The organism is Halomonas sp. LBP4 (assembly GCF_003202205.1).
Lineage (GTDB): Bacteria > Pseudomonadota > Gammaproteobacteria > Pseudomonadales > Halomonadaceae > Halomonas > Halomonas flagellata.
This window is the reverse complement of the sequence record NZ_PDOG01000001.1, coordinates 292,471-315,397: the sequence shown is the minus strand read 5'-3', so window position 1 is coordinate 315,397 and position 22,927 is coordinate 292,471. Positions and strand designations below refer to the sequence as shown.

Sequence of the window (22,927 nt, the reverse complement as noted above, 5' to 3'; positions counted from 1 at the left end):
CGACACCGCTACGGAGTTCACGACCATGAAACCCCTCAACGCCCAGCGCCATGCCCAGGCGCAGATCATGCAGTCGCTGGTGGATGGCCTGCTGGTCGAGGGCCTGCTGGACGACCTCGGCGCGGCCTGGCGGGTCGCCACCGAGGCCGAAGACTGGCTCACCCGCCTGCCGGTGTTCCAGGCCCACGGCGGCCATCCCTCGCAGCGGTTCTGGCACTGGCCGCAGGATCGGCACCACAGCGTGACCATGCTGTTGCAGCCCGGCATCGTCCAGGCGTGGGAAAAGGTGCCTCGGACCCCGGTGATCCTGATGGATCACGAGAGCCGGGAGTGGGAGTCACTCGACCCCGTCACCTTCATGCGCCGTGTCTTCGGGGCCGTGACGGAAGACGACGAGCAGGTCCTGGGGCAGGGACAGCGAGTGTTTCTCAAGGCGCTCTCCGACAGCCTCTGGCAGGCGGCCAGCTCGGTGGCGCATCGGGTGGAGACACGCGACCTGCTGGGTCGCGACACGGCCGAGCACTTCGCGATCATGGAACAGTGGGCGTCGTTGCTCGACCGGCCCTATCACCCCACGGCGAAGGCCAAGCAGGGGCTCAGCGAGTCCGAGTACCGTGCCTACATGGCCGAGTTCAACGCCCCCGTCACGCTGCGCTGGGTCGCGATGGCCCGTGACCAGGTGATGACCGGCGCCGGCGTCGACGAGGAGTGCCCCGTGCCGGGGCAGTGGCTCGCCGGTGACGAAGGCCGCCAGGCGCTCGAGCAGGAGATGACGTCGCGGGGGCTGGCCCGGACCCACGTCGCCATTCCCGTGCATCCCTGGCAGCACGAGCATGCGCTTCCCCACTGGCTGCAGGCGGCCTTCGCGTCGGGCGACTGCGTCTCGCTGGAGACGGTCACGGAGCCCTGGCTCGCAACCTCCTCGCTGCGCTCGCTGGCCCCCACCACGGCGAGCCCGCATTTCCTGAAACTGCCGATGGCCATCCATTCGCTGGGCGCCTCTCGCTATCTGCCGGCGGTCAAGATGTTCAATGGCGATCTCAGCGCCCGCTTGCTGCACCAGGCCAGGGAGAAGGATGCCCGGCTTGCCGAGGGGCTCTACCTGTGCGACGAGGGCAAGTGGTGGGCCTACATGCCGGAGGGGGCGACGCTGTTCGACGAAGCCCCACGGCATCTGTCCGCCATGGTGCGCAGCTATCCCCGCGCCCTGCTGGACGACCCGAGCGTGCGCCTGGTGCCCATGGCCACGCTGGGGACGCCGCTGCCGGGAGGCGAGCACCATGTGTTCGACGACTGGCTGGCACAACGCGGCATGACGGCCAGCCCCGCCTCGGTGCAGGCGCTGTTCGGCGAGCTCTGCGATGGCTTCTTCGATATCAACCTGCGCATGTTCCGGCTCGGCATGCTGGCGGAGGTGCATGGCCAGAACGCCGTCCTGGTCCTCAAGGAGGGCCAGTGCCACGGGCTGCTGCTGCGCGACCATGACTCCCTGAGGATCAGCGTCGCGCGCCTGGAGCGGCACGGCATGCAGGACCCGTGCTATTGCATCAAGCCCGGCCACGCCAACACCCTCTATCACGACAGTCTCGAGGCCCTGCTGTTCTGGCTGCAGACCCTGGCGATACAGGTCAACCTGCGGGCGATCATCGGCACCCTGGCGGATCACTACGGGCTGTCGTCCCATGACCTCTGGCGGGAGATGGCGGCTCGCCTCGAGGCCCGGATCGACGCGATACCCTTCGACGGTCGCGATCGCGGGATGCTCAAGGAGCAGCTCTTCGAGAGAGAGCAATGGCCCTACAAGCGTCTCATCGCACCGATCATCGAACGTGCCGGCGGGCCGGGCAGCATGCCCTTCGGCACCAGCTCGACCTGTAATCCCTTCGTTCGGGTTGGCCTGCCAGCCGACGACAGGGTCGCCGAGGCACTGACCGAAGCCTGATACGCACACCGCCCGACATGTCGTCGGGCGGTTTGTTCATGCGGGCGGCGTTTTCAGCAAAACCACTCGGGGAACTCTGCCTCGAGGGCGCTTCGCTTTTCCTCCTCCTGGGCCTGCTTGGTCTGCGCGGCGTCGGCCAGGGCGTCGGCGCGATGCGGCGGGATGACGAAGAGCCCATCGTCGTCGCCCACCACCAGGTCTCCCGGGTTGATCGTGACGCCGTCGATGGCGACCGGAGTGTTGATCTCGCCTTCCAGCTCCAGCGCCCTGGTGGTCAGGGGGCTGGTCGTCCGGGCGTAGGTGGGCAGGTTCAGCCGGGACAGGGCGTCCCAGTCGGTGATGGCGCCGTTGGTGACAACGCCCGCGAGTTGCTTGCGCAGCGCGGCATAGGCTCTGAACTCGCCCCAGCAGGCTCGGCGGTGGTCGCCGGACACATCGATCACCAGCACGTCGCCCGGGCAGGCCATCTTCAGCGCCTCGCGGATGATGCTGCCGTCGACGTGGGGAATCCTGACCGTCAAGGCCGTGCCGAGAAGGCGGATGGGACGCCGGATCGGCGAGAGGGAGGTGATGGCGCCGAAGTCGGTGAAATGCCCCAGGGTGGAGGTGGCAAGGCATCGATAGCGTTGCCGTTGCTGCGCCGTGAAAGTGTCCTGACGTGGGGCAATATGGAACATGTGCCTTCCCTGCTCTTGCCATGGGGTGAGTAATGAGGGGCGAGTGGTGATGATCGGACCGATTCAGTAACTGCGGTAGCGGGTCCGATGCAGCAGATAGACGAAGAAGGGCGCGCCCACTCCCGAGACAAAGATGCCGGCGGGCAAATCCTTGGGCAGGAACGCCACTCGGCCCAGTAGATCGGCGTAGAGCACGATCAAGGCCCCAATCAAGGCGGAGGCGGGCACCAGCCTGGCAAAGCCCCGTCCCACCAGGCGGGCCGCGATATGGGGCGCGATCAAGCCCACGAAGCTGAGCCCCCCGGCAAAGGCCACGGCCGCGCCCGCCAGCGCCACGCTGCAGGCCATCAGCACCAGCCGGCTGCGCAAGACGTGTACGCCCAGCCCCTGGGCCACGTGGTCACCCAGCGCCATGGCATCCATGTGCCGTGCATAGGTCAGGCACAGGGGAACGGCCGCCAGCAGCCAGGGCAGCATGCCGAGCACGTCCTGCCACTGTGCGGCGTAGAGGCTGCCCGTCAGCCACACATAGGCGTACATGGCGGCGGCATCATCGCTGACCACGATCAGTAGGGTGGTCACGGCACCCATCGCGGCGGAGAGCCCGATGCCGACCAACACCAGGCGCGAGGGCGTAATGCCACGCTTCCAGGCCAGGAAGAACACCAGCATGGCGGAAAGCAGTGCGCCGGTCAGCGCGGAGACCGGCAACCAATGGATACTCAGGCTGGTGCTGAAAAGCGCCAGGAAGGTCACGGCGGCCATGGCGGCGCCACTGGTGATGCCAATCACGTCCGGAGAGGCCAGCGGATTGCGCACGATGCCCTGAAGGATGGCGCCGGCCACGGCCAGGGCCGCTCCCACCATCACGGCAAGCACGATGCGCGGCAAGCGCAGTTCCCAGACGATGAAGGCGATGTCGCTGTCCCGGGGAGTGGCCAGCGCGTTCAACACATGGCTGAACGGGGTGGGGAAGCTGCCGAGGCTCAGCGACAGGCCCATGCTGGCGAGCAACACCAGCACGAGTAGGGCCGTGATGCCCAGATAGCGAGACTGGTGTGCATCGACGGTGCCGTCGCCCGGCTGTTTGAGGGGAATGGATAACGTCATGGTCAGGCCTGCTTCCTGCGCGCCAGATAGATGAAGAAGGGCGTGCCGATCAGGGCGGTCATCACTCCCACCGGGACATCCTGAGGGGGCATCAGAAAGCGCGATGCCACATCGGCCAGCAGCAACAGGCTAGCTCCCAGCAGGGCACAGGCCGGCAGCAGCCAGCGGTGGTCGACGCCGAAGAGCCCCCGCGCCATGTGCGGCACGATAAGGCCGACGAAACCGATCATGCCGGCGAGCGCGACCGAACTCCCGGCGAGCAGAATCACCACCAGGCCGAGCAACAGCTTGATGGTGCCGGCGCGCATGCCGAGGCCCTTGACCATGTCATCGCCCAGCATCAGGGCATTGGCGTGCCTGACGAGCAGGGCACACAGCAGCATGGCGCCGCCGAAGAGGGGCAGCAGCGGCACCACCAGGGACAGCTCCCGCCCGGAGACGGAACCGGCCAGCCAGTACAGCACGCTCTCGAAGCTCTGCCGGTCGATGATCAGCAGGCCCTGGCTGAAGGAGACGAACATGGCCGTGACGGCCACGCCCGCCAGGACGACCCGCAGCGGCGACAGCTCCCCCTGGCGACCGCGGCTCAGCACTACCACCAGACAAGCCGCGACCAGGGCCCCCAACAGCGCCGCCCAGACGTACTCGGCCGGGGAGTGGAGGGGCAGCAGCGATACCGCGATCACCACGAAGAACATGGCCCCCGCGTTGATCCCCAGGATACCCGGCGAGGCGAGCGGGTTGCGTGTCATGGTCTGCATCAGGGCGCCGGCGATGGCCAGGCTCGCGCCGACCAGGGCGGCGATGACGGCCCGTGGCAGGCGCTCCGTTCGAATGATGATATGCGCGACCCGAGTGGGGTCGTAATGCACCAACGCCTGGGGGAAGGTGGGCAGGGCAATCTCCGTGGTGCCCAGCATGACACTCGCCACGAAGGCCGTCGCGACCAGCAGCATGCCCAGCAGCAGGCCCGCGATCCGTGAAACACGGCAACTCAGCATGCGGCTGGCCCCTCGTCTCGAGCGTGGGACACCGCGGCGGTATCGCCGGCGCAGGAAGCGGCAGACGTCGCGTGGGATGATGTCGTCCCGGCTTGTGTTTCTGGCATAGGAGCCGTGTGCCCGCGGTGAGGAGCAAGTCCGTAATGAGCGTAGAGGTCATCCAGCATGGCATTGGCGGCCAGGATGCCGCCGCCCATGATCCAGTTCACCGCATCCACTTCGAAGACGCGCTCGTTCTGCACGGCGTCCAATCGTTGCCAGAGGGGGTGCGAGGTCCAGTGCCGGTAGTTCTGCGCGATGGCGGGATCGTCCGGCTCCAGGAGCACGAAGATCACATCGGCATTCATGACCGGGATGTTCTCTTCGCTGGTCAGCTTCATGCCCCAGCCCTGGTCGTGCACGGAATCCGGCTGTTCGAATCCCAGCTCATTCAGGATGGAGCCGGCGAATCCCGTGGAGTAGATACGCACATGGTCGCTCTTGAAGCGGACCACGGCGGCCTTCTGTGGCCAGCCGTCGCCCAGCTGGTCCGCGATTCCGTGGCGAAAGTCCGCCATGCGATCGTTCCAGTCCTGCAGCAGCTCACGGGCGCGGGACTCCCGGCCCGTGGCCTCGGCCATCAGCGCCAGGGTGGCCTTGAAGTCGAAGACGGTGCCGGTGGCGACCGTCGGCGCAATCTTCTCCAGCAGCGGCCTGACCCTCTCATGACGAAATCGCGTGGCAACGATCAGGTCGGGGTCCAGCCAGGCCACCTTCTCCAGGTTGGGCTGGGTTTCCAGACCGACGTGCTCCACGCCGGCGAGCGCGTCACGCAAGTAGCGATACATGGGCTTTTCCAGCCAGGAGTCGACGACGCCGACAGGCGTGATGCCGAGCGCCACCGCGCTGTCCGTCGCGCCCTGGTAAAGGGTGACGATTCGCTGCGGAGTGGCGGGGATGACCGTGTCGCCGAACTCGCTGGGGACGATGCGCATGCCGTCGGTGTCGTTGGCGGCGAGGGGGATAGACCCCAACGGCATGAGGGACACTAGCAGCACCGTCAGCCACCGGCGCCGGGTCGGGGCGCGAGTCTTCATTTCGGCCTCCTGGCGGTTGCTGTCTTCAAAGAGGGCTCGGGGGCTTGAGGGAGCGATGACGCCTCACTTGGCGAGGCGGGACCTTGCCGTGTCACGGCGTGACCGAGCCGCCATGCCAGCGGCAGGCAGAATACGGCGATCGCCGCCAGCGCCAGGAAGGCATGGTGGAGGGCGGAGGCGCTCGCCTCGGTATAGGGGATACCCCGCTGCAGCGCGTCATTCACGGCCGTGTCGTAGTAGAGGGAGAGCGCGACGATGCCGAGCGAGGATATCAGGCGTCGAGCCATGTTGTTCATGGCCGAGGCCTGGGCGACGCTCTGTTCGGGAAGGTCCTTCATGCCCACGGTGGAGGAAGGCAGGTAGGCACAACCGAGGCCAAGGCCGCGCAGGCCCATCCAGGCACCGATCATCCAGACCGGCGTGGCCTCCGTCAGGGTGCCGAGCCCCAACAGGCTGATCATGGTGATCATCAGCCCGACACCGATACACCACTGTGGCGGGTAACGGTCGATCAGACGGCCCGCCACAGGAGAGCAGGAGGAGGCGGCAAGGGCGGTGGCCAGAAACACCAGGCCCGTGGTCAACGGGCCGAAGCCCAACGCATTCTGCATCCATAGCGGCACCAGCAGGATACAGCCGAACAGGATGATCGATTGCAGGCAGGCCAGCATGACGCTGAGGCGATACCCCTGGTGGGAAAACAGCGAAAGGTCGAGCAGGGGCGTGTTGGCGCGTCGCTCGACGCGCACGAAGAGTGCAAGCGCCAGGAGACCGGCCGTGAGCGGGAGAAGGGCCTGGAAGCCCAGGAGGTTCGTCAGCGTTTCCACCCGGCTGAGAGAGAACAGCACCGCGCCCATGCCCAGGGTGATCAGCGCAAAGCCAGGCAGATCGAACCGACGTTGATGATTGGAGGGGTCAGCCGAAAGATAGCGATAGCCACACAGCAGTCCCAGCAGCGCAAACGGTATGTTCATCAGAAACAGCGCCCGCCAGTGGCTGATTTCGAGCAACAGCCCACCGACACTCGGGCCGATGGCCGGTGCGATCATCACGGCGAAGCCCCACACCCCGCTGGCCCGGCCTCTCTGGTCGCTGGGATAGGCAGAGAAGATCAGTGACAGGGACAGGGGAATCATCAGCCCCGCCGCCACGCCCTGCAGCCCACGCGCGAGGATGATGCCGGCGAGCCCCTGGGCCATGGCGCCGAGTGCGGAGCCTGCCAGAAATCCCCACAGGCCCAGCAGATAGATGCGCTTGCGGCCAAAGCGGTCGGCCAGGTACCCGGTGAGTGGCATGATCATGCCCATGGTGATCATGAACAGGGTCACCACCCAGCTGACATCCGTGGCGCTGGCATCGAAGGTTGCCATCAATTCGGCCACGGCAAGGTTCAAGGCGCTGTTATTGAGGCTGACGGTAAAGGTACCCAGCAGCACACTGATCAGCACCTTTCCGCCATGCGCGGAAGCATTCGGCATGGACACTTACTCAGCGGGGGCACAGAAGGCGTTGGCCTGGCATAACGCCACTGCGAAACGCGTCATGGGGACAGGATGATGACATGGTGCAAAGCCAAATGCAAAACGTTATCAATTGCGGGCGGGTCAGGACGAGGGTGGCTCGCGATGCCCCATCTCTGGAACATCGGTGCCGTCTCCCGGTCAAGTGCGATGCGCCGAAAAAGCGGCGCCCGGAGGGCGCCGCCAAGCAGCAAGGCTAATCGATGTAAGGGCGCGTCAGAAGTCGAGCTGGTAGCCCAGGGTCAGGGTGCGGCCGCGGCCGGCGAAGAAGCGGTCGTCACCATCCCGGCCGACCTGTGAACGGTAGGTGATGTAGTCCTCGTCCAGCAGGTTCTCGATACCGAGGCTCGCCTTGCCCACCGGCAGCCGGTAGGCCAGGGAGGCGTCCACCAGGGTGTAGCCGTCGAAGCGCTTCAGGTTATCGTTGGTCTGCTCATCGAAGGTCCTGTCGAAGAAGTAGCTGCCCTGGAGGTGGCTCGACAGCTTGTCGTTCCAGTGGGCGCTCCAGCCCAGGGTCAGGCGCTCGGGGGCAATATTGGCGCCGGACAGCTCGGTGTCGACCTTGCCGTCGCCGTCGGTGTCGGACTCGCCCTCGCTGTAGGCGTAGGTGAAGTCCAGCCCATGAGCGTCGGTCACTTGCAGCTCGCCGGTGAGATCGACCCCGCGGATCTCCGTCTTCTCGCGGTTGCCGACGAAGACGCCGTTCTCCTCGGACAGCCGCTCGCCGAGATCGGAGTTGGACTCGTAGTAGCTCAGCTCGAAGTTCAGGCGGTTCCAGCCGAAGCGGGTGCCGAACTCGTAGTTCTCGGTGATGATGGGTTGTAGCTGCAGCAGGCTGTCGACGTCCTGGCCGGGCGTTTTGATGCCGCGCAGGGCGCGGCCCACGTCCGGCATGCCGAAGCCTTCCGAATAGTTGGCGAAGAACTGCAGCCAGTCGGTGGTCTGGTAGACGACGCCGGCGTTGAACAGGGTCTCGTCGAAGCTCGGCTTGCCGCCGTCGACCGTGACCTGGTCCTGGGTGACGTTACTGCGATCGATGGTGTTGAAGGTGTCGACATCGAGTTCGGCGTACTCGTAGCGCGCTCCGGCGTGCAGGGTCAGGCTCTCCAGCACCTTCAGGTCGCCCTGCAGGAAGGGGGCGTAGTTGCGAAACTGAGATTCGGGCACGTAAACGCGGCCGGTCTGCGCCAGCACCTGCGTGGTCTCGTCCTCGATCAGGTCGATACCGGTGGCCAGGCCCAGGCGGTCGTTGAGCAGGCCGTCCCGGCGCAGGGTGAACTTGGCGCCCAGTTTGTCGGATTCGGCCCGGGTCTGGTCGAGGCGGTCGTTGCCCTCGTCATCCACGAAGGGGAAGGCGAAGGGGTGAGTGCCGAACTGGGCGCGGAAACGCTGATGATAGAGCTGGGCGTCGAGCTCGTTGCCCAGCCAGTCGGCGTGGGCATAGGACAGGCTGAGAGTGGTGGACTCGTTGAATGGCACTTCGCCCGGCGGCGTGCCCTTGCGGGCCGTGGCGGGAATGCCCCTGTCGCGGTCGCCCTCGACGAGGACGTAGTCGGCGTGGTCTTCCAACTCGAAGCGGTTGGCAGAGAACTCGAGGTTCTGGTTGTCATCGATCCAGTAGCCCAGCTTGGCAAAGAGGTCGTAGCTGGTGGAGTCCTGGATCTCGCCCTGAATGGTCTCGACGCCGATGGGGCGATCCGCGCCGTCGAAGAAGACGCCGCGTTCCTGCCAGGTGGCCCCGGCCAGGTAGTCCCAGTCGCCGCGCTGGCCATTGACCTGGTAGTCCAACTTGTAGCCGGTGCCATCGGAATGGAAGTCATCATCGCTGGTGACGTTGACGGCGGCATGCTGGTTCACCGTGCCGCTCTCGGCGCGCTTGGTGACGTAGTTGATGATGCCGCCGGTGGCACCCAGGCCGTGCTCGGCGCTGGCGCCGTGGATCACCTCGATGCGCTCGACCATGGACAGGTCGATGGTGTAGCTGTCTCGTTGGGTGTCGCGCAGCGGGTTGGATTGCGGCACCCCGTCGATCAGGAACAAGGGCTCGCGGCCGCGGAAGGTCTCGCCGGAGTTGGTCAGCTTCTGGTGGCTGGCCGAGTAGGAGGGGATCAGGTTGCTGAGGATCTGGCCGCGGTCGCTGGTGATGGCCAGCTGCTGTTCGATCTGCTCGCGGGTGATGATGGTGACCTTCTGGGGGGTCTGGCCGGCGATGCTCTTGTTGCGGGTCGCGGTCACGACCACGGGTGATAACTCGTTGGCGGTGACTTGCTCGGTGGCCGATTGCGCGAGTGCCGTGGCGGGCAGGGCGGAGCAAAGAACGACGGGTAGCAGCCGCCTGACGTGGGGCTGTCTGGCATATGACATCTTGATGGGTGTCCCTTTGTCTGATCCGTGGTGCGTCGATGTTTTTCGATGACACTGCAATGCCTGGCGGTCATCGGGTGTTCGCTAATGATAATGTTTTGCATTTGCAGGTTCAAGATCAAATGCAAATACCAACCATTCATTGTCATGATTGACGAAGCGATTGCAGGGCTGGTCGAACTGGACCCGGTCCTCGAAGTCGATATGGAACAGCGTCGCCGAGGTGGTGAGTGCTGGGGTTGCATCGACGCGCGCGACCAGGATGACGGTGTGGATGCCCTGGCGCACGGTCAGGCGCGGCTCGGCTGATCGGGGTGGGGGTGCGTGCCCCCACCACGACCATGGTATTCTGCAAGTTCTGGCGCCTGGAGGGCCATGGTGGCCGATTCGTGGGCCGGGATGCCGGCCTCCCGACGGGAGTGTCGCTTCACCACGATTGATAATTGTTTTTATTGGTGGCATCGTTTTGCCGCTTGCCGTACCGGCCAGCCATTCGTCCAATCAACGTATTGTCGTGAACATCAAGGGAGTCCGGTCGTGGTGACGTTTCGACATCCACTCTTGCGTGGTGCCGCCCTCCTCTGGTGGCTCGTGGTCGCCCCGGTGGCGTCCGCAGAGACGCTGCTGGAGGAGGCCAGTCAGGCACAGCGTACCCAGGCCGAGCTGCAGGCGCGCATCGATGCCGCCGATGACGAGGTGCGTGAGCGGCTCGAGGAGCTGCGCCGCCTGGAGCGCGAGACGCGCCGGCTCGACGCCGAGAACGACCTGCTGGCCCCGCGCCTGGCGCGCCAGGCCGAGACCCTGAGCCGCCGTGAGACGGCCCTCGCCACCCTGACCGAGACCCGCGAGGCACTGCCGGCCCTGGAGCGGGGCCTGGTGGAGCGTCTCGCCAGCTGGGTGGAGCAGGACCTGCCGTTCCTGGCGGAGGAGCGCCGGGCGCGCGTCGCCAGCCTGGAAAGCGACCTGGCCGATCCCGAGGCGTCGGCCGGCGAGCGCCTGGAGCGCATCCTGGCCGCCTGGCGTACCGAGCTCGACTACGGCCGTGAATTCGATGCCTGGCGAGGCTATCTGACCCGAGGCGAGGTCCGGCGCAAAGTGGAATTCCTGCGCTTCGGCCGGGTGGGCTACTACTACCTGACGTCAGATGGTCGCCAAGGTGGCGTCTGGCTCGCCGAGGAGAGTCGCTGGCTCCCCCTCGACGATGACGAACGCAGCGAGGTGCGCATGGGACTGCGTATCGCCCGCGATCAGCGGGCGCCGAAGCTGCTCGAGCTACCGGTGTCGCAGCCGTTGATATCGGGCGGAACGCAGGAGGAGCGCTCATGAGCATGAGACGATTGGCCGGCGGGCTGCTGCTCGGCGTGACGCTGTGTCTGGCGCCCCTGGCCCTGGCCCAGTCCGAGGCGTTGACCACGCTGCGCGCCGAGCGTGAGGCCGCCGAGGCGCGCGATCAGGCCCGTCTGGTCGCGCTGATCGAGGACCGGGGCGCCCTGGAGGCCGCCCTGGACGAGGCACGCGAGGCACGCGATGCGGCCCGGCAGCGGCACCGCGAGCTGGAAGCCCGGCAGGCCGAGCAGGAGGCGTGGCGGGCCGAGCTCGACAGCCGCCAGCAGGAACAGGGGAGTGATCTGGAGGGCGTCCTGGCGGCGCTGGCCAGGCACAGCGGCGGGCTGCGCGATGACCTGGCCGAGAGCTGGGTGACGGTGGGCGGCGCCGAGCTACCGCCCCGCCTCGACAACGTCGAGGTGCTCGAGCGCGATCACCTCGAAGGGGTCGCCGACGCCCTGATGGCACTGACCGCCGAAACCGGCCGGGTGGTGAGCTTCGAAGCGCTGGTAGCCGACGGAAGCGGCGATATCGCCACGCGTGAGGTGGTACGTGTGGGCGATCTGGCCGCCTTCAGCGACGGCGAACTGTTGCGCCGCGGCGCCGACGAGGGCGTGCTGTCGACGATGGCGCGGACCCCGCGGGAGGTGTCGCAGGCCCTGGCCGCCTTCCAGGCCGGCGAGAGCCGTACCCTGGCGCTGGACCCGACCCGGGGGGGGCAGGTGATCGCCGCGCTGGCCCAGCGGCCCAGCCTGGTGGAGCGCTTCCACCAGGGCGGGGTCGTGGGCTATGTGGTGGTGGGCCTGGGGCTTCTGGGCCTGCTGGTGGCCCTGGCCCAGTACGGCTACCTGCTGCGGGTCAGCTGGGTGATGCGCCGTCAGCTGCGCGACCTCACCCAGCTGCGCGAGGACAACCCCCTGGGGCGGGTCCTGAGGCGCTTCCAGACCCTCGACGATCCAGTGCCGGAGGCGCTCGAGGCGCGCCTCGACGAGTCGGTGCTGGCCGAGCTGCCCAGGCTCGAGCGCGGCCAGTCGCTGGTCAAGTTGCTGGCGGCGCTGGCGCCGCTGTTGGGGCTGCTCGGCACCGTCACCGGCATGATCGTCACCTTCCAGGCGATCACCGTCTTCGGTACCGGCGATCCGCAACTGATGGCCGGCGGTATCAGTCAGGCGCTGGTCACCACCGTGCTGGGGCTGATCACCGCCGTACCGCTGCTCTTCGCCTATACCGCCCTGGTTGGGCGGAGTCGCCAGCTGGCTTGCACGTTGGAAGGGCAGGCCTGCGAGGCCCTGGCCGAACGGCTCGAGCGGCGTGCGCCCCACATCGGAACGCAGAAAGGGAGTGGCGGCCATGCTACCGCTCTGGCTTGAGCCCCTGGCGTGGTTGGTCGATGCCGGCGGCGTCATCCTGGTGGTGATCGCCCTGGTGGCGACCCTGCTGTTCAGCCTGGCCCTGGAGCGGGGGCTGTTCTTCCACATTACCTACCAGCGCGCCCGTCGGCGGCTGATCGCGCGCTGGGTGGCGCGTACCGAGCACCTCAGCTGGAGTGCCCGGACCCTGCGCGAGGTCTGGACCCGGGAGCTGATCGCCAGGCTGCGTCGCCCGCTGCCCTGGCTCAGGCTGTTGGTGGCGTGCTGTCCGCTACTGGGGCTGCTCGGTACCGTGACCGGCATGATCACGGTCTTCGACAGCCTGGCACTGAGCGATACCAGCCAGGCCCGTGCCATGGCCGACGGCGTTGCCCGGGCGACCCTGCCGACCCTGACCGGCATGGCCGTGGCGGTGATCGGCCTGCTCTTTACCAGCCGACTCGAACAGGTCATTCGGCGCGAGGAGCAGTGGCTGCACGACCTCCTGGCCGAAGCCGTGGAGGACACTCATGCGTAGACGCCGTAGTCTCGATGTCGACAATGGCGACGCCGGCGAGGTCAACCTGACCCCGATGCTGGATGTGGTCTTCATCATGCTGATCTTCTTCATAGTCACCACCAGCTTCATCAAGGAGAGCGGGATCGAGATCCAGCGGCCGGAGTCCAGCGCGGCGAGTCCCCAGCCGGACGCCCAGGTGATGGTGGCGATTACCCCCGAAGGGGCCGTCTGGGTGGGTGGTCAGCCGGTGGATGCCCATCGGGTGGGCGAGGAGGTGGCCGCCCTGGTCAGCGGCGAGGGTGGTGCGGTGATCCAGGCCGACCGCGAGGCCACCACCGGCCTGCTGATCGAGGTGATGGACCGCATCCGCCAGGCCGGCGTCGAACAGGTCGCCGTGGCCACCACCCGGAGGGCACCATGATCCGGGGGCCCGTTTCGGCCCTGGCCGGTATGCTCATGGCGCTGGTGCTGTTCTGGCTGCTGGCCCTGGTGGTTTTGCCACCCGAGGAGGAGTTCGAGGAGCTCGAGGAGCCCATAACGCTGAGAAGCGTCGAGATGCCCGAGGTGCAGGAGGAGGTCGCCGAGCCGCCACCCCAGGCCGCCCCGCCGCCGCCCGAGGTGGCGCCACCGCCGCCCCTGCCGGAACCGGCGCCGCCCATGGAGAGTCCCATCGCACTGCCCGAGCCGGAGGTGGTGGAGCCGCTGGAGGTCGAGACCACGCTGCCGGAACTGAGTGAGGCGGTGCCGGAGCCGGTGCCCACGCCTGAGCCGCGCCCCGAACCGGCACCCCCACGTGAACCATCGCCGCAGCCGTCCCCGGCCACCGAGGCCTCGTCGGCCGCCTCCGCCGAGACGAGTGCCGAGACCGTCGCCCGGACACCGGTGGAGGTGGGCCAGGTCACGCCGACCAGCCAGGTGCCGCCAGAGTATCCGAGGCCGGCCGTGCTCCGTGGTCAGGAAGGCTATGTGGAGCTGGAGTTCGTGATTCGCACCGACGGCAGCGTCGACCCCTCGAGCATTCGCGTGACCTCCGCTCATCCGAGCAATGTCTTCGACGATGCCGCCCGGAAGGCGGTGGCGCGCTGGCGATTCTCACCCGCCGAGCGGCTGCGTCGTGCCCGCCAGCGCCTGGAGTTCGAGCTGAGGTAAGCGTCATGTTGGTAAAGCGACTCGCTTCCCTGTGTGCCGCCGGATGGCTGCTGAGCGCCGCGACGGCCGGGGCCGCGCCGGCGCTGCGGGGCGACTTCATCGCCGACCTCGAGGCCCTGCAGCAGCGTCTGCAGCAGGGCGAGACCGAGGTGGTGAGTGAACGGGCCCTGTCCCAGGCCCGGCGCCTGGCCGGTGGCAATGCTGCCGACCGCTGGGCCCGGGCCCTCTATCTACAGCTGGCGGCCGGCGCCGCGGCCCGGGCAGGCCGGCCCGAGGAGGCGGCAGAGTGGCTGCGCGAGGCCCGCGAGACGCCGGGCGTCGAAGCCGAGCATCGGGATCGCTGGCAGCACCAGGAGGCCGGACTACGCCTGGTTGCCGGCCAGACCGATGCCGGTGCCGAGCTGCTGGCCGACTGGCTGGCTCGCCATTCGGGAGCACCGCGCGACCACTGGCGCCTGGTCCGGGCCCTGGCCGAACTGGAGCGCTGGGAGGCGGCCGCCGACCGGCTGACGCCTGCCTTGGACGCCACGCCCCGGCTCGAGGCCGCCCAGCAGGCGCTGGCCACGACGGTCTATCGGCGTGCGGGGCGGGGTGGCGAGGCCCTGGCGCTGATCGAGGCCGGTCTCGAGGCGTCGGACGATCCGGGGGACTGGCGTCAGGCCGCGGCCCTGGCCCAGCGGCTCGAGGGGCCCGGCCGTGCCGCGGCGATCTGGGAGGCCGGCTGGCGCCGGGGGATCCTGTCGGGGCGTGACGACCTGCGCCAGCTGGTACGCCTGCACCTGGCCGGTGGCACCCCGGCCCGGGCCGCCGAGCACCTGGAAGCAGGGCTCGCCGAGGAGCTCCTGGAAGACGACGGCGAGAACCGTCGGCTGCTTGCCCAGGCCTGGGAAGCGGCCCGGGATCGCGAGCGGGCGCTGGCCGCCTGGGAGGCGGTGGCCGAGCGCAGCGACGCCGGCGATGACTGGCTGCGCCTGGGCCAGCTCGCCCATGCCTGGGGGCAAGAGGAATTGGCCATCCGGGCGTTGCGGGCGGCCCGCACCCGGGGCCGGGAGGAGGTCGACGCCTGGCTCGAGGCCCTGGTGGCTGACGCCGCCGCGCGGGAGCCCGCTAGAGACTGAACTCGGTCCACACAGGAGCGTGATCCGAGGGCTTCTCCATGCCGCGCAGGTCGTAATCGATGCCGGCGTCGACCACCCGGTCGGCGAGCGGGGCGGTGACCAGGATATGGTCGATGCGCAGCCCGCGCCTGGGGTCGCGTTCGAAGCCGCGGGAGCGGTAGTCGAACCAGCTGAAGCGGTCGTCGACCTCGGGATAGCGGACCCGGTAGCTGTCGACCAGCCCCCAGGCCTTGATGCCCTCGAGCCACTCGCGCTCCACCGGCTGGAAGCTGGTCTTGCCCTCGCGCAGCCAGCGCTTGCGGTTGGCCTCGCCGATGCCGATGTCGATGTCCTCGGGCGAGATGTTGAAGTCGCCCATCACTGCCAGGCGCTCGTCGGGGCGGTGTCCACCCTCCAGCAGCCGCCGGAGCTGGGCATAGAACTCGCGCTTGTGAGGAAACTTGGTGGGGTGGTCGACGTTCTCGCCCTGGGGGAAGTAGCCGTTCCATACCGTCAGGGGTTCGCCGCCGACCGGGCGCAGGCGTGCGCCGATCATGCGCCGCTGGGCCTCGTCGCCGTCGTCGGGGAAGCCGAAGTGCACCGCTTCCGGCTCGCCGCACTGGGTCGTGTCGACCATCAGCGCCACGCCGTAGTGTCCCTTCTGGCCGTGGAAGTCGACCCGGTACCCCATCGCCTCCACCGCCTCGCGGGGAAACTCGCTGTCCTGGACCTTGGTCTCCTGCAGGCCGATCACCGCCGGCCGGTGGGCCGCGATCAGTGCCTCGAGCTGGTGCAGGCGCGCGCGGATGCCGTTGATGTTGAACGAGACCAGGCGCATCAGTCGTTGCTCTCCTCACCGCTGGTGCCGCCGTGCTTCTCGTCGGGATGGATGGCGATGGGCTCGGCGGCCTCCTGGCGGGCGAGCTTGCGGGCCGCCTGCAGCTTGCGCTGCTGGCGCTTCTTCTGGGTGAAGCGGGTCGACGAGGTCACCTGGTCGGGATTCTCGTGGCGCCACTTCTTGAAATCCTTGCGCTTGCCGGTGCGAATCTGCACCTTGTCGGCCAGCGAACGTGTCTTCTTGCGGCGTGTCATGACGCATGACTCCTAGCGTATCCGGGGGGCATTCTACCAGCCGGGCCAGGTGCTTCGACAGCGATCCTTGCGCGGCGCCTGTGCGGGGCGGGCCCTCGGCGGCGTAGACTGGTACAATGCCCGTTTGTGTCATGCACCCTATCCACTGAAACGGACTAGACAGCAAGCCTATGAGCGAGTCGGAACAGATCACATCACCGGCACCGGCCCAGGATCGCAAGCCCAAGCGTCGTCGTCGCAAGCCGCGGCGCCGTCAGTCGTCGAGCTGGGACCTGCGCCAGTTCCAGGTGCCGGCCGTGGCAGGCAAGTGGCGTTTCCACGACTTCGACCTGCCGCTGCCGCTGATGCGCGCCATCCACGCCCTGGGCTTCGAGTACTGCACGCCGATTCAGGCCGAGGCCCTGGCCCACACCCTGCTGGGTGGCGACGTGGTCGGCAAGGCCCAGACCGGGACCGGCAAGACCGCCGCCTTCCTGATCTCGATACTGGCCTACTTCCTCGAGGAGGAGGTCCCCAACGGCCAGAAGCCGGGCGCGCCGCGCGCCCTGATCGTGGCCCCGACCCGTGAGCTGGCCCTGCAGATCGAGAAGGACGCCAAGGCGCTGGCGCGCTTCACCGACCTCAACGTGGCCAGCGTCGTCGGTGGCATGGACTACCAGAAGCAGCGCGAGGGGCTGGGCAAGAAGCTCGACATCCTGGTGGCCACCCCCGGGCGCCTGCTCGACTTCCACCAGAAGCGCGATGTCGACCTGACCCAGGTCGAGGTGCTGGTGCTCGACGAGGCGGACCGCATGCTGTCGATGGGCTTCATTCCCGACGTCAAGCGCATCATTCGCCATACGCCGAAGAAGGAGGAGCGGCAGACCTTCCTGTTCTCGGCCACCTTCACCGAGGACATCCTCAACCTGGCCAGCCAGTGGACCCATGAGCCGGCCCACGTGGAGATCGAGGTCACGGTGGAGAATGCCGCCGACATCGACCAGCGCGTCTACATGGTCAGCGACGAGGACAAGCAGCGGCTGCTCATCAACCTGCTGCAGCAGGAGAGCTTCGACCGGGTGATGGTGTTCGGCAATCGCCGCGACCTGGTGCGCCGGCTCGACGACCTGCTGCGCAAGGCCGGCATCAATGCCGCCATGCTCTCCGGTGACGTGCCGCAGAACCAGCGCATCCGCACCCTCGAGCAGTTCCGCGAGGGCGAGATCCAGGTGCTGGTGGCCACCGACGTGGCGGGTCGCGGCATCCACATCGAGGATGTCAGCCACGTGGTCAACTACACCCTGCCGGAGGATCCGGAGGACTATGTGCACCGCATCGGCCGTACCGGCCGGGCCGGGGCCAAGGGGGTGTCGATCAGCTTCGTGGGCGAGGAGGACGCCTTCTCGCTGCCCGAGATCGAGCGCTTCATCGACGCCAAGCTGCCCTGCGAGCATCCGCCGGAAGGGCTGCTGTAAGAGGTAAGAGCGGCGCTTCGCGCCTGGAAGCTGGAAGACGCGGAAAGCCGCGTTTCTCTCGTGGTCCCCCTAATGATACAGGCGCCAGCATGCTCGATGAGGTCCTGAAGGGCGAGATCCAGGCCGCCTACCGCCGGGTGCTAGAGGGGCTCGACCTCACGCCGCGCTACGGCCAGCGGCTGATGATCGCCGAGATCGCCCGTACCCTGGCGGGCATCGAGAGCGACGAGGCCGGCCGGCGCACCAGCGACGAGCATGTCTGCGTGCTCGAGGCCGGCACCGGGACCGGCAAGACCCTCGCCTACCTGCTCGCCTCACTGCCGGTGGCCAAGGCCCGCGGCAAGCGGCTGGTGATCGCCACCGCCACCGTGGCCCTGCAGGAGCAGGTGCTCCATCAGGACCTGCCGGCTCTCAAGGCGCACAGCGGCCTCGATTTCGACTTCGCCCTGGCCAAGGGGCGGGGGCGCTACATCTGCGTGGCGCGTCTCGATCAGGCCCTCGATGGCGGCGAGGAGAACCCGACCCTGTCGCTCTTCGAGCAGTCGCTCGCCAGCGGCGGCGACGCCTTCCAGGCCCTGGCGCAGTCGCTGGGCGAGGCCTACGGCAACGGCCGCTGGGCCGGTGACCGCGACAGCTGGCCCGAGGCCATCGACGACAGCCACTGGCGGCGCCTCACCGTCGACCATCGCCAGTGCACCAACCGGCGCTGCGGCCACTACGGTGCCTGTGCCTTCTTCCGTGCCCGCCGGCACCTCGACAGTGCCGACGTCATCGTCGCCAACCACGACCTGGTGCTGGCCGACCTGGCCCTGGGCGGCGGGGTGGTGCTGCCGGCCCCCGGTGACTGCATCTATGTGTTCGACGAGGGGCACCACCTGCCCGACAAGGCGCTGCAGCACTTCACCCACCGCTTCGCCGTGGGCGGGGCGTTGCGCTGGCTGCGGACCCTGAAGAAGTCGCTCACCGAGCTGAACACCGCCCTGGCGGTGCAGCCGACCCTGGCGCGGCTACTGGCCGGACTGCCCCAGGCCCTCGACGCCCTCGAGCCGAGGCTGGGGGAGGCCTTCGCCCTGGGCCACCAACTGGCCGAGCGTCCCCAGGGGCTCGCCGACGGCGAGGAGAGCCGCCACCACCGTTTCGAGATGGGCCGGGCGCCGGAGGCGTTGCGCGAACTGGCCGCCGCCCTGGTGGTGATCTTCGCCGAGCTCTCGCGCACCCTGGAGAGCATGAGCGACATCCTGCGCGAGAGCCTCGATCCGGACAAGCATACCGGGCTGCCCCGCGAGCAGGCCGAGGCCTGGCTGCCGCTGGTGGCACTGCTGCACGGCCGTGCGCTGGAGGCCCACGCCCTGTGGCTGGCCTTCGGCGAGCAGGACGAGCCGGGGGAGCCGCCCCGGGCGCGCTGGCTGACCCTCGAGCGTTTCGGTGGCGAACCCGAGCTGACCTTCTCGGCGAGCCCGGTCTCCGCCGCCCACACCCTGGCCAGGACGCTCTGGGGCAGCAGCTTCGGTGCCGTGGTGACCTCGGCGACGCTGACCGCGCTCGGGCGCTTCGAGCGCCTGCAGGAGCGGGCCGGGCTCGCCAACCGCTACCGCTACCAGCGCCTGCCGAGCCCCTTCGACTACTCCCGGGCGGTGCTCAGCGTGCCCCGGGAGGCGGTCGACCCGGCCGACCGCGAGGGCCACGAGCGCGCCATCGTCGACTTCGTCGAGGCCCTGGGCGAGCAGGAGGCGGTACTGATGCTGTTCTCGTCGCGGGCCCAGTTGCGCGGCGTGGAGAAGGCGCTCTCGAAGGCCCGCCGCGAGCGGGTGCTGGCCCAGGATCGGCTGCCCAAGCGCGAGCTGATCGCCCGGCATCGGGCGCGGGTCGATGCCGGGGAGGGCAGCATCATCTTCGGCCTGGCGAGCTTCGCCGAGGGGATCGACCTGCCCGGCGACTACCTGACCCATGTGGTGATCACCCGGCTGCCGTTCTCGGTGCCCGACGATCCGGTGGGCGCGACCCTGGCCGAGTGGATCGAGAGCCGCGGTGGCAATCCCTTCATGCGCATCAGCGTGCCGGATGCCTCGATCAAGCTGGTCCAGGCCTGTGGCCGGTTGATCCGCAAGGAGGCCGATGCAGGGCGCATCACCCTGCTCGACCGCCGGGTACTGACCCGCCGCTACGGCCGGGCGCTGCTCGATGCGCTGCCGCCCTTCGTGCGCGAGATCGACGGGGTCCGTGAGGTGTGAGAGGGCAGAGGTAAGGCGTGAGGGAAGGGCGCCCGGACCGGCCACGCGGTGCGTCCCGCAACGAACGGACCCGCCTTGAGGCGGGTCCGTGGCCGTGCGGTTCGCGAGAGACGGGGGTCAGGCGGCCTGGCGGCGCTCGGCCAGCACCGGTGCCAGCTTCTGGTTCATGCGCTTGAAGGACTCGACGGTGGTGTCCCAGTCGATGCAGGCGTCGGTGATGGAGACCCCGTACTGGAGCTGGCTGCGGTCCTCGGGGATCTTCTGGTTGCCCCAGCCGATGTTGGATTCCACCATCAGGCCGATGATCGAGCGGTTGCCCTCGAGGATCTGGTTGGTGACGTTCTCCAGTACCAGCGGCTGCAGAGCCGGGTCCTTGTTGGAGTTGGCGTGGGAGCAGTCGATCATGATGTTGGGCATGACCCCGGCCTTCTTGAGTTCCTGCTCGGCCAGCGCCACGCTGACGCTGTCGTAGTTGGGCTTGCCGTTGCCGCCGCGCAGCACCACATGGCCGTAGGCGTTGCCGCGGGTGCGGATGATCGCCACCTGGCCGGCCTGGTCGATGCCGAGGAAGTTGTGCGGGTGCGCCACCGACTGCAGGGCGTTGACGGCCACGTCGAGGCTGCCGTCGGTGCCGTTCTTGAAGCCCACCGGACAGGAGAGGCCCGAGGCCATCTCGCGGTGGGTCTGGGACTCGGTGGTACGGGCGCCGATCGCCGACCAGCTGATGCAGTCCTGCAGGTACTGGGGCGAGATCGGGTCCAGCGCCTCGGTGGCCAGCGGCAGGCCCATCTCGGCCAGCTCCACCAGCAGCCGGCGGGCGATATGCAGGCCTTCCTCGATCTCGAAGGAGTCATTGAGATGCGGGTCGTTGATCAGCCCCTTCCAGCCCACGGTGGTGCGCGGTTTCTCGAAGTAGACGCGCATCACGATATAGAGGCTATCCTTCACCTCATCGGCCAGTCGACGCAAGCGACGGGCATAATCCAGGGCGGCATCGACGTCGTGGATGGAGCAAGGGCCCACCACCACCAGCAGGCGGGGATCGTGGCCCTCGAGGATGCGCTGGATCGTCTCGCGACCCTCGATCACCGTGCGTTCGGCGGTCTCGGTGAGCGGAATCTCGTTCTTCAGGGCCTCGGGGGAGATCAGGACGTCCTGGGCCAGGACGTTGAGGTTGTTGACCTGCTGCTCGGACATTGTGCTACCTGTGTCGTGTCTGCGCTGATGGCGAATAACAATAGTGGGTCCTACTATCGCCCGTGAGCATGGCAAAAATCAATCGCGCCGGGGAACCGTCGGGGCGCCGGCGTGTCCCAGCGCGGGCATCGCCGGCATGGTATTCGGCTTGATGCACGCGCCAGAAACGGGAACACTTATGCCACTTCGGCTCCGGCCTTCAACTCCCAGCTGCCCCAGGGCTTCAGGTTGACACTATGCATGCTTTACCAGTCCGTTCGCGGCGACTCATCGGCATCCCGTCATGCTTCCCTCGGCCGGGGAGGGCGTGAATGGGCACCCGGGAGACCGATCAACAACTCGTCGAGCGCGCCCAGCAGGGTGACACCCGTGCCTTCGACCTGCTGGTGAGGAAGTACCAGCATAAGATCATCGGGTTGATCGGCCGCTACGTGCACGACCACGCCGAGGTCCAGGACGTGGCCCAGGAGGCCTTCATCAAGGCCTATCGGGCGCTGGGCAAGTTCCGCGCCGAAAGCGCCTTCTACACCTGGATGTACCGGATCGCCATCAACACCGCCAAGAACTACCTGGTCTCCAAGGGGCGTCGTCCCCCGGGCAGCGATCTCGATATCGTCGACGCCGAGATCGTCGACCACAGCGGTCGCCTGGCCGACATCGAGTCGCCGGAGGCGGCGATCGCCCGGGACCAGCTCGAGGCCGCGGTCTTCGAGGCGATCGAGAATCTGCCCGACGACCTGCGCACCGCCATCACCCTGCGTGAACTCGATGGCCTCTCCTACGAGGACATCGCCCAGATCATGCAGTGTCCGGTGGGTACGGTGCGCTCGCGGATCTTCCGTGCCCGGGAGGCGGTGGATCAGCACATCCAGCCGCTGGTGACCACGTCGCGCAACCGCGAGCCGATCCCGGAATGAGGTGGTCGACAAGGTTTTTGACATTTTGCTGAACTGTCCGGCGCTTGCGGCGTCAGAAGCAGTGACCGACCCGCCACCAGCGGGTTCTAACATGTCGGCATCGCCGGGCCGTGGCCTCGAATGCCGACCTTCCAGGCTGTCAATGGATGCGAGGCAGGGTGCCTTGCGAGTGCGAGGGTGTGAAGAATGAGTCAGAACGCACGGGAATCGCTTTCTGCCCTGATGGACAACGAAGGTGATGAGCTCGAGTTGCGCCGGGTGCTGAAGTCGTTGGATGACTCCCCTGATGCCGCCGACGCCTGGCGACGCTACCACCTTATGCGCAGCCTGATGCGACGTGAGCCGGGCGTCGATCTCGCCACCGATCTTTCCGCCGGCGTCATGGCGCGACTCCAGGACGAGCGGGCGCCACACCTCGAGCCCGAGGTGCCGTCGACCCGCCGCTCACTACCGTTTGCTCGCAGTGCCGGCATCGCCGCTGCCGTGTCGCTGATGGTGATCAGCGGCGTGCAGTTCTACCAGGGCGGTGGTGGCGGCAGCGAACCTGGCCTGGCGTCGGGCCCCGACAGTCAGCCGGCACCGGCGTCGCTGGCCACGACCGAAGGCGGCGCCGGCAATTCGGCCCGTCCGTCGCTGGTCGACCTGCCACTGTTCCAGGCGCCCATGGGGGCTTCCGGCGGTGGCCAGGGGCTGATGACCGTCGGGACCGGGGGCCAGTCGCCCATGTTCATGGCGCCCAGTCCCCGCCAGTCGTTGAGGTCCGACGAGGAGCAGGCACGCCTGCTGCAGTCCTATCTCGACCGCCACGCCGAAGGCTCCGCCTATCGCAGCGGTGACGCCTGGATGCCGCTGCTGCGCGCCTCGGGCAGCGAGTCGCTGGGAACGCGCTGATGCCGGGACGGTGC

At 67.8% G+C, this 22,927-nt stretch carries 21 protein-coding genes; 12 read left to right on the top strand and 9 right to left on the bottom strand.

The genetic code is table 11. The features are described 5' to 3' along the window. Window positions 1-25: 25 nt before the first annotated feature. On the top strand, window positions 26-1,942 hold the full coding sequence (locus CR157_RS01485; protein ID WP_258364036.1) for an IucA/IucC family protein: 1,917 nt from the start codon (window positions 26-28) through the stop codon (window positions 1,940-1,942). A gap of 53 nt (window positions 1,943-1,995) precedes the next feature. Here CR157_RS01485 and CR157_RS01480 read toward each other — a convergent pair whose 3' ends face one another. The 6 genes from CR157_RS01480 to CR157_RS01455 all read right to left on the bottom strand — a co-directional run bounded on the left by CR157_RS01480 (window position 1,996) and on the right by CR157_RS01455 (window position 9,690). Next, the gene (locus CR157_RS01480) at window positions 1,996-2,619 is read right to left on the bottom strand and encodes an RraA family protein (RefSeq protein ID WP_110281773.1); all 624 of its coding nucleotides are present in this window, start codon (window positions 2,617-2,619) and stop codon (window positions 1,996-1,998) included. Between the two features lie 63 nt (window positions 2,620-2,682). After that, window positions 2,683-3,729 (bottom strand): FecCD family ABC transporter permease, encoded by a 1,047-nt coding sequence (locus tag CR157_RS01475; RefSeq protein ID WP_110281772.1) that lies wholly within the window; start codon window positions 3,727-3,729, stop codon window positions 2,683-2,685. A 2-nt stretch (window positions 3,730-3,731) separates the two neighbouring features. After that, window positions 3,732-4,730 (bottom strand): FecCD family ABC transporter permease, encoded by a 999-nt coding sequence (locus CR157_RS01470; RefSeq protein WP_110281771.1) that lies wholly within the window; start codon window positions 4,728-4,730, stop codon window positions 3,732-3,734. Then, a complete protein-coding gene (locus tag CR157_RS01465; protein WP_110281770.1) occupies window positions 4,724-5,806 on the bottom strand; it encodes an ABC transporter substrate-binding protein in 1,083 nt (360 codons plus the stop codon). Before CR157_RS01465 ends, CR157_RS01470 begins: the two co-directional genes overlap by 7 nt. Further along, on the bottom strand, window positions 5,803-7,284 hold the full coding sequence (locus tag CR157_RS01460) for an MDR family MFS transporter (protein WP_110281769.1): 1,482 nt from the start codon (window positions 7,282-7,284) through the stop codon (window positions 5,803-5,805). The genes CR157_RS01465 and CR157_RS01460 overlap by 4 nt, the downstream gene beginning before the upstream one ends. 258 nt (window positions 7,285-7,542) lie before the next feature. Next, a complete protein-coding gene (locus CR157_RS01455) occupies window positions 7,543-9,690 on the bottom strand; it encodes a TonB-dependent receptor (RefSeq protein WP_110281768.1) in 2,148 nt (715 codons plus the stop codon). Window positions 9,691-9,738: 48 nt separating this feature from the next. Here CR157_RS01455 and CR157_RS22460 point away from each other — a divergent pair, with 48 nt between their 5' ends. The 7 genes from CR157_RS22460 to CR157_RS01420 all read left to right on the top strand — a co-directional run bounded on the left by CR157_RS22460 (window position 9,739) and on the right by CR157_RS01420 (window position 15,152). After that, the gene (locus CR157_RS22460; RefSeq protein ID WP_110281767.1) at window positions 9,739-9,999 is read left to right on the top strand and encodes a hypothetical protein; all 261 of its coding nucleotides are present in this window, start codon (window positions 9,739-9,741) and stop codon (window positions 9,997-9,999) included. Window positions 10,000-10,227: 228 nt separating this feature from the next. Continuing rightward, window positions 10,228-11,016: a DUF3450 domain-containing protein gene (locus CR157_RS01445; RefSeq protein ID WP_306766758.1), complete on the top strand. Its 789-nt coding sequence runs from the start codon at window positions 10,228-10,230 to the stop codon at window positions 11,014-11,016. Further along, window positions 11,013-12,386 (top strand): MotA/TolQ/ExbB proton channel family protein, encoded by a 1,374-nt coding sequence (locus CR157_RS01440; RefSeq protein ID WP_110281766.1) that lies wholly within the window; start codon window positions 11,013-11,015, stop codon window positions 12,384-12,386. Before CR157_RS01445 ends, CR157_RS01440 begins: the two co-directional genes overlap by 4 nt. Next, window positions 12,367-12,903 carry a MotA/TolQ/ExbB proton channel family protein gene (locus CR157_RS01435; protein ID WP_110281765.1) on the top strand — a complete coding sequence of 179 codons (537 nt, stop codon included), beginning with the start codon at window positions 12,367-12,369 and terminating at the stop codon, window positions 12,901-12,903. Before CR157_RS01440 ends, CR157_RS01435 begins: the two co-directional genes overlap by 20 nt. Next, window positions 12,896-13,306: an ExbD/TolR family protein gene (locus CR157_RS01430; RefSeq protein WP_110281764.1), complete on the top strand. Its 411-nt coding sequence runs from the start codon at window positions 12,896-12,898 to the stop codon at window positions 13,304-13,306. Before CR157_RS01435 ends, CR157_RS01430 begins: the two co-directional genes overlap by 8 nt. After that, window positions 13,303-14,034 (top strand): energy transducer TonB, encoded by a 732-nt coding sequence (locus CR157_RS01425; RefSeq protein WP_110281763.1) that lies wholly within the window; start codon window positions 13,303-13,305, stop codon window positions 14,032-14,034. Before CR157_RS01430 ends, CR157_RS01425 begins: the two co-directional genes overlap by 4 nt. A gap of 5 nt (window positions 14,035-14,039) precedes the next feature. Next, complete coding sequence (locus CR157_RS01420; protein ID WP_110281762.1) at window positions 14,040-15,152, top strand: hypothetical protein; 1,113 nt, start codon at window positions 14,040-14,042, stop codon at window positions 15,150-15,152. Here the strand turns inward: CR157_RS01420 and xthA are convergent. After that, window positions 15,142-15,969 carry an exodeoxyribonuclease III gene (gene xthA, locus CR157_RS01415; protein ID WP_110281761.1) on the bottom strand — a complete coding sequence of 276 codons (828 nt, stop codon included), beginning with the start codon at window positions 15,967-15,969 and terminating at the stop codon, window positions 15,142-15,144. The genes CR157_RS01420 and xthA overlap by 11 nt on opposite strands. Next, complete coding sequence (locus CR157_RS01410) at window positions 15,969-16,223, bottom strand: hypothetical protein (RefSeq protein WP_110281760.1); 255 nt, start codon at window positions 16,221-16,223, stop codon at window positions 15,969-15,971. The genes xthA and CR157_RS01410 overlap by 1 nt, the downstream gene beginning before the upstream one ends. 170 nt (window positions 16,224-16,393) lie before the next feature. On the opposite strand from CR157_RS01410, the gene rhlB reads away from it, so the two are divergent. Together rhlB and dinG are read left to right on the top strand one after the other, a co-directional pair. Continuing rightward, a complete protein-coding gene (gene rhlB / locus CR157_RS01405) occupies window positions 16,394-17,677 on the top strand; it encodes an ATP-dependent RNA helicase RhlB (protein WP_110281759.1) in 1,284 nt (427 codons plus the stop codon). An 89-nt stretch (window positions 17,678-17,766) separates the two neighbouring features. Further along, window positions 17,767-19,908 (top strand): ATP-dependent DNA helicase DinG, encoded by a 2,142-nt coding sequence (gene dinG, locus CR157_RS01400; RefSeq protein WP_110281758.1) that lies wholly within the window; start codon window positions 17,767-17,769, stop codon window positions 19,906-19,908. Between the two features lie 117 nt (window positions 19,909-20,025). Here the strand turns inward: dinG and CR157_RS01395 are convergent, their stop codons facing one another. Beyond that, window positions 20,026-21,105, bottom strand: coding sequence for a 3-deoxy-7-phosphoheptulonate synthase (locus tag CR157_RS01395; RefSeq protein WP_110281757.1), 1,080 nt, complete (start codon window positions 21,103-21,105; stop codon window positions 20,026-20,028). Between the two features lie 311 nt (window positions 21,106-21,416). Here CR157_RS01395 and rpoE point away from each other — a divergent pair, with 311 nt between their 5' ends. Then, window positions 21,417-22,022 (top strand): RNA polymerase sigma factor RpoE, encoded by a 606-nt coding sequence (rpoE, locus tag CR157_RS01390; protein WP_110281756.1) that lies wholly within the window; start codon window positions 21,417-21,419, stop codon window positions 22,020-22,022. A gap of 186 nt (window positions 22,023-22,208) precedes the next feature. Next, window positions 22,209-22,913, top strand: coding sequence for a sigma-E factor negative regulatory protein (locus tag CR157_RS01385; protein ID WP_110281755.1), 705 nt, complete (start codon window positions 22,209-22,211; stop codon window positions 22,911-22,913). Window positions 22,914-22,927: the final 14 nt, after the last annotated feature.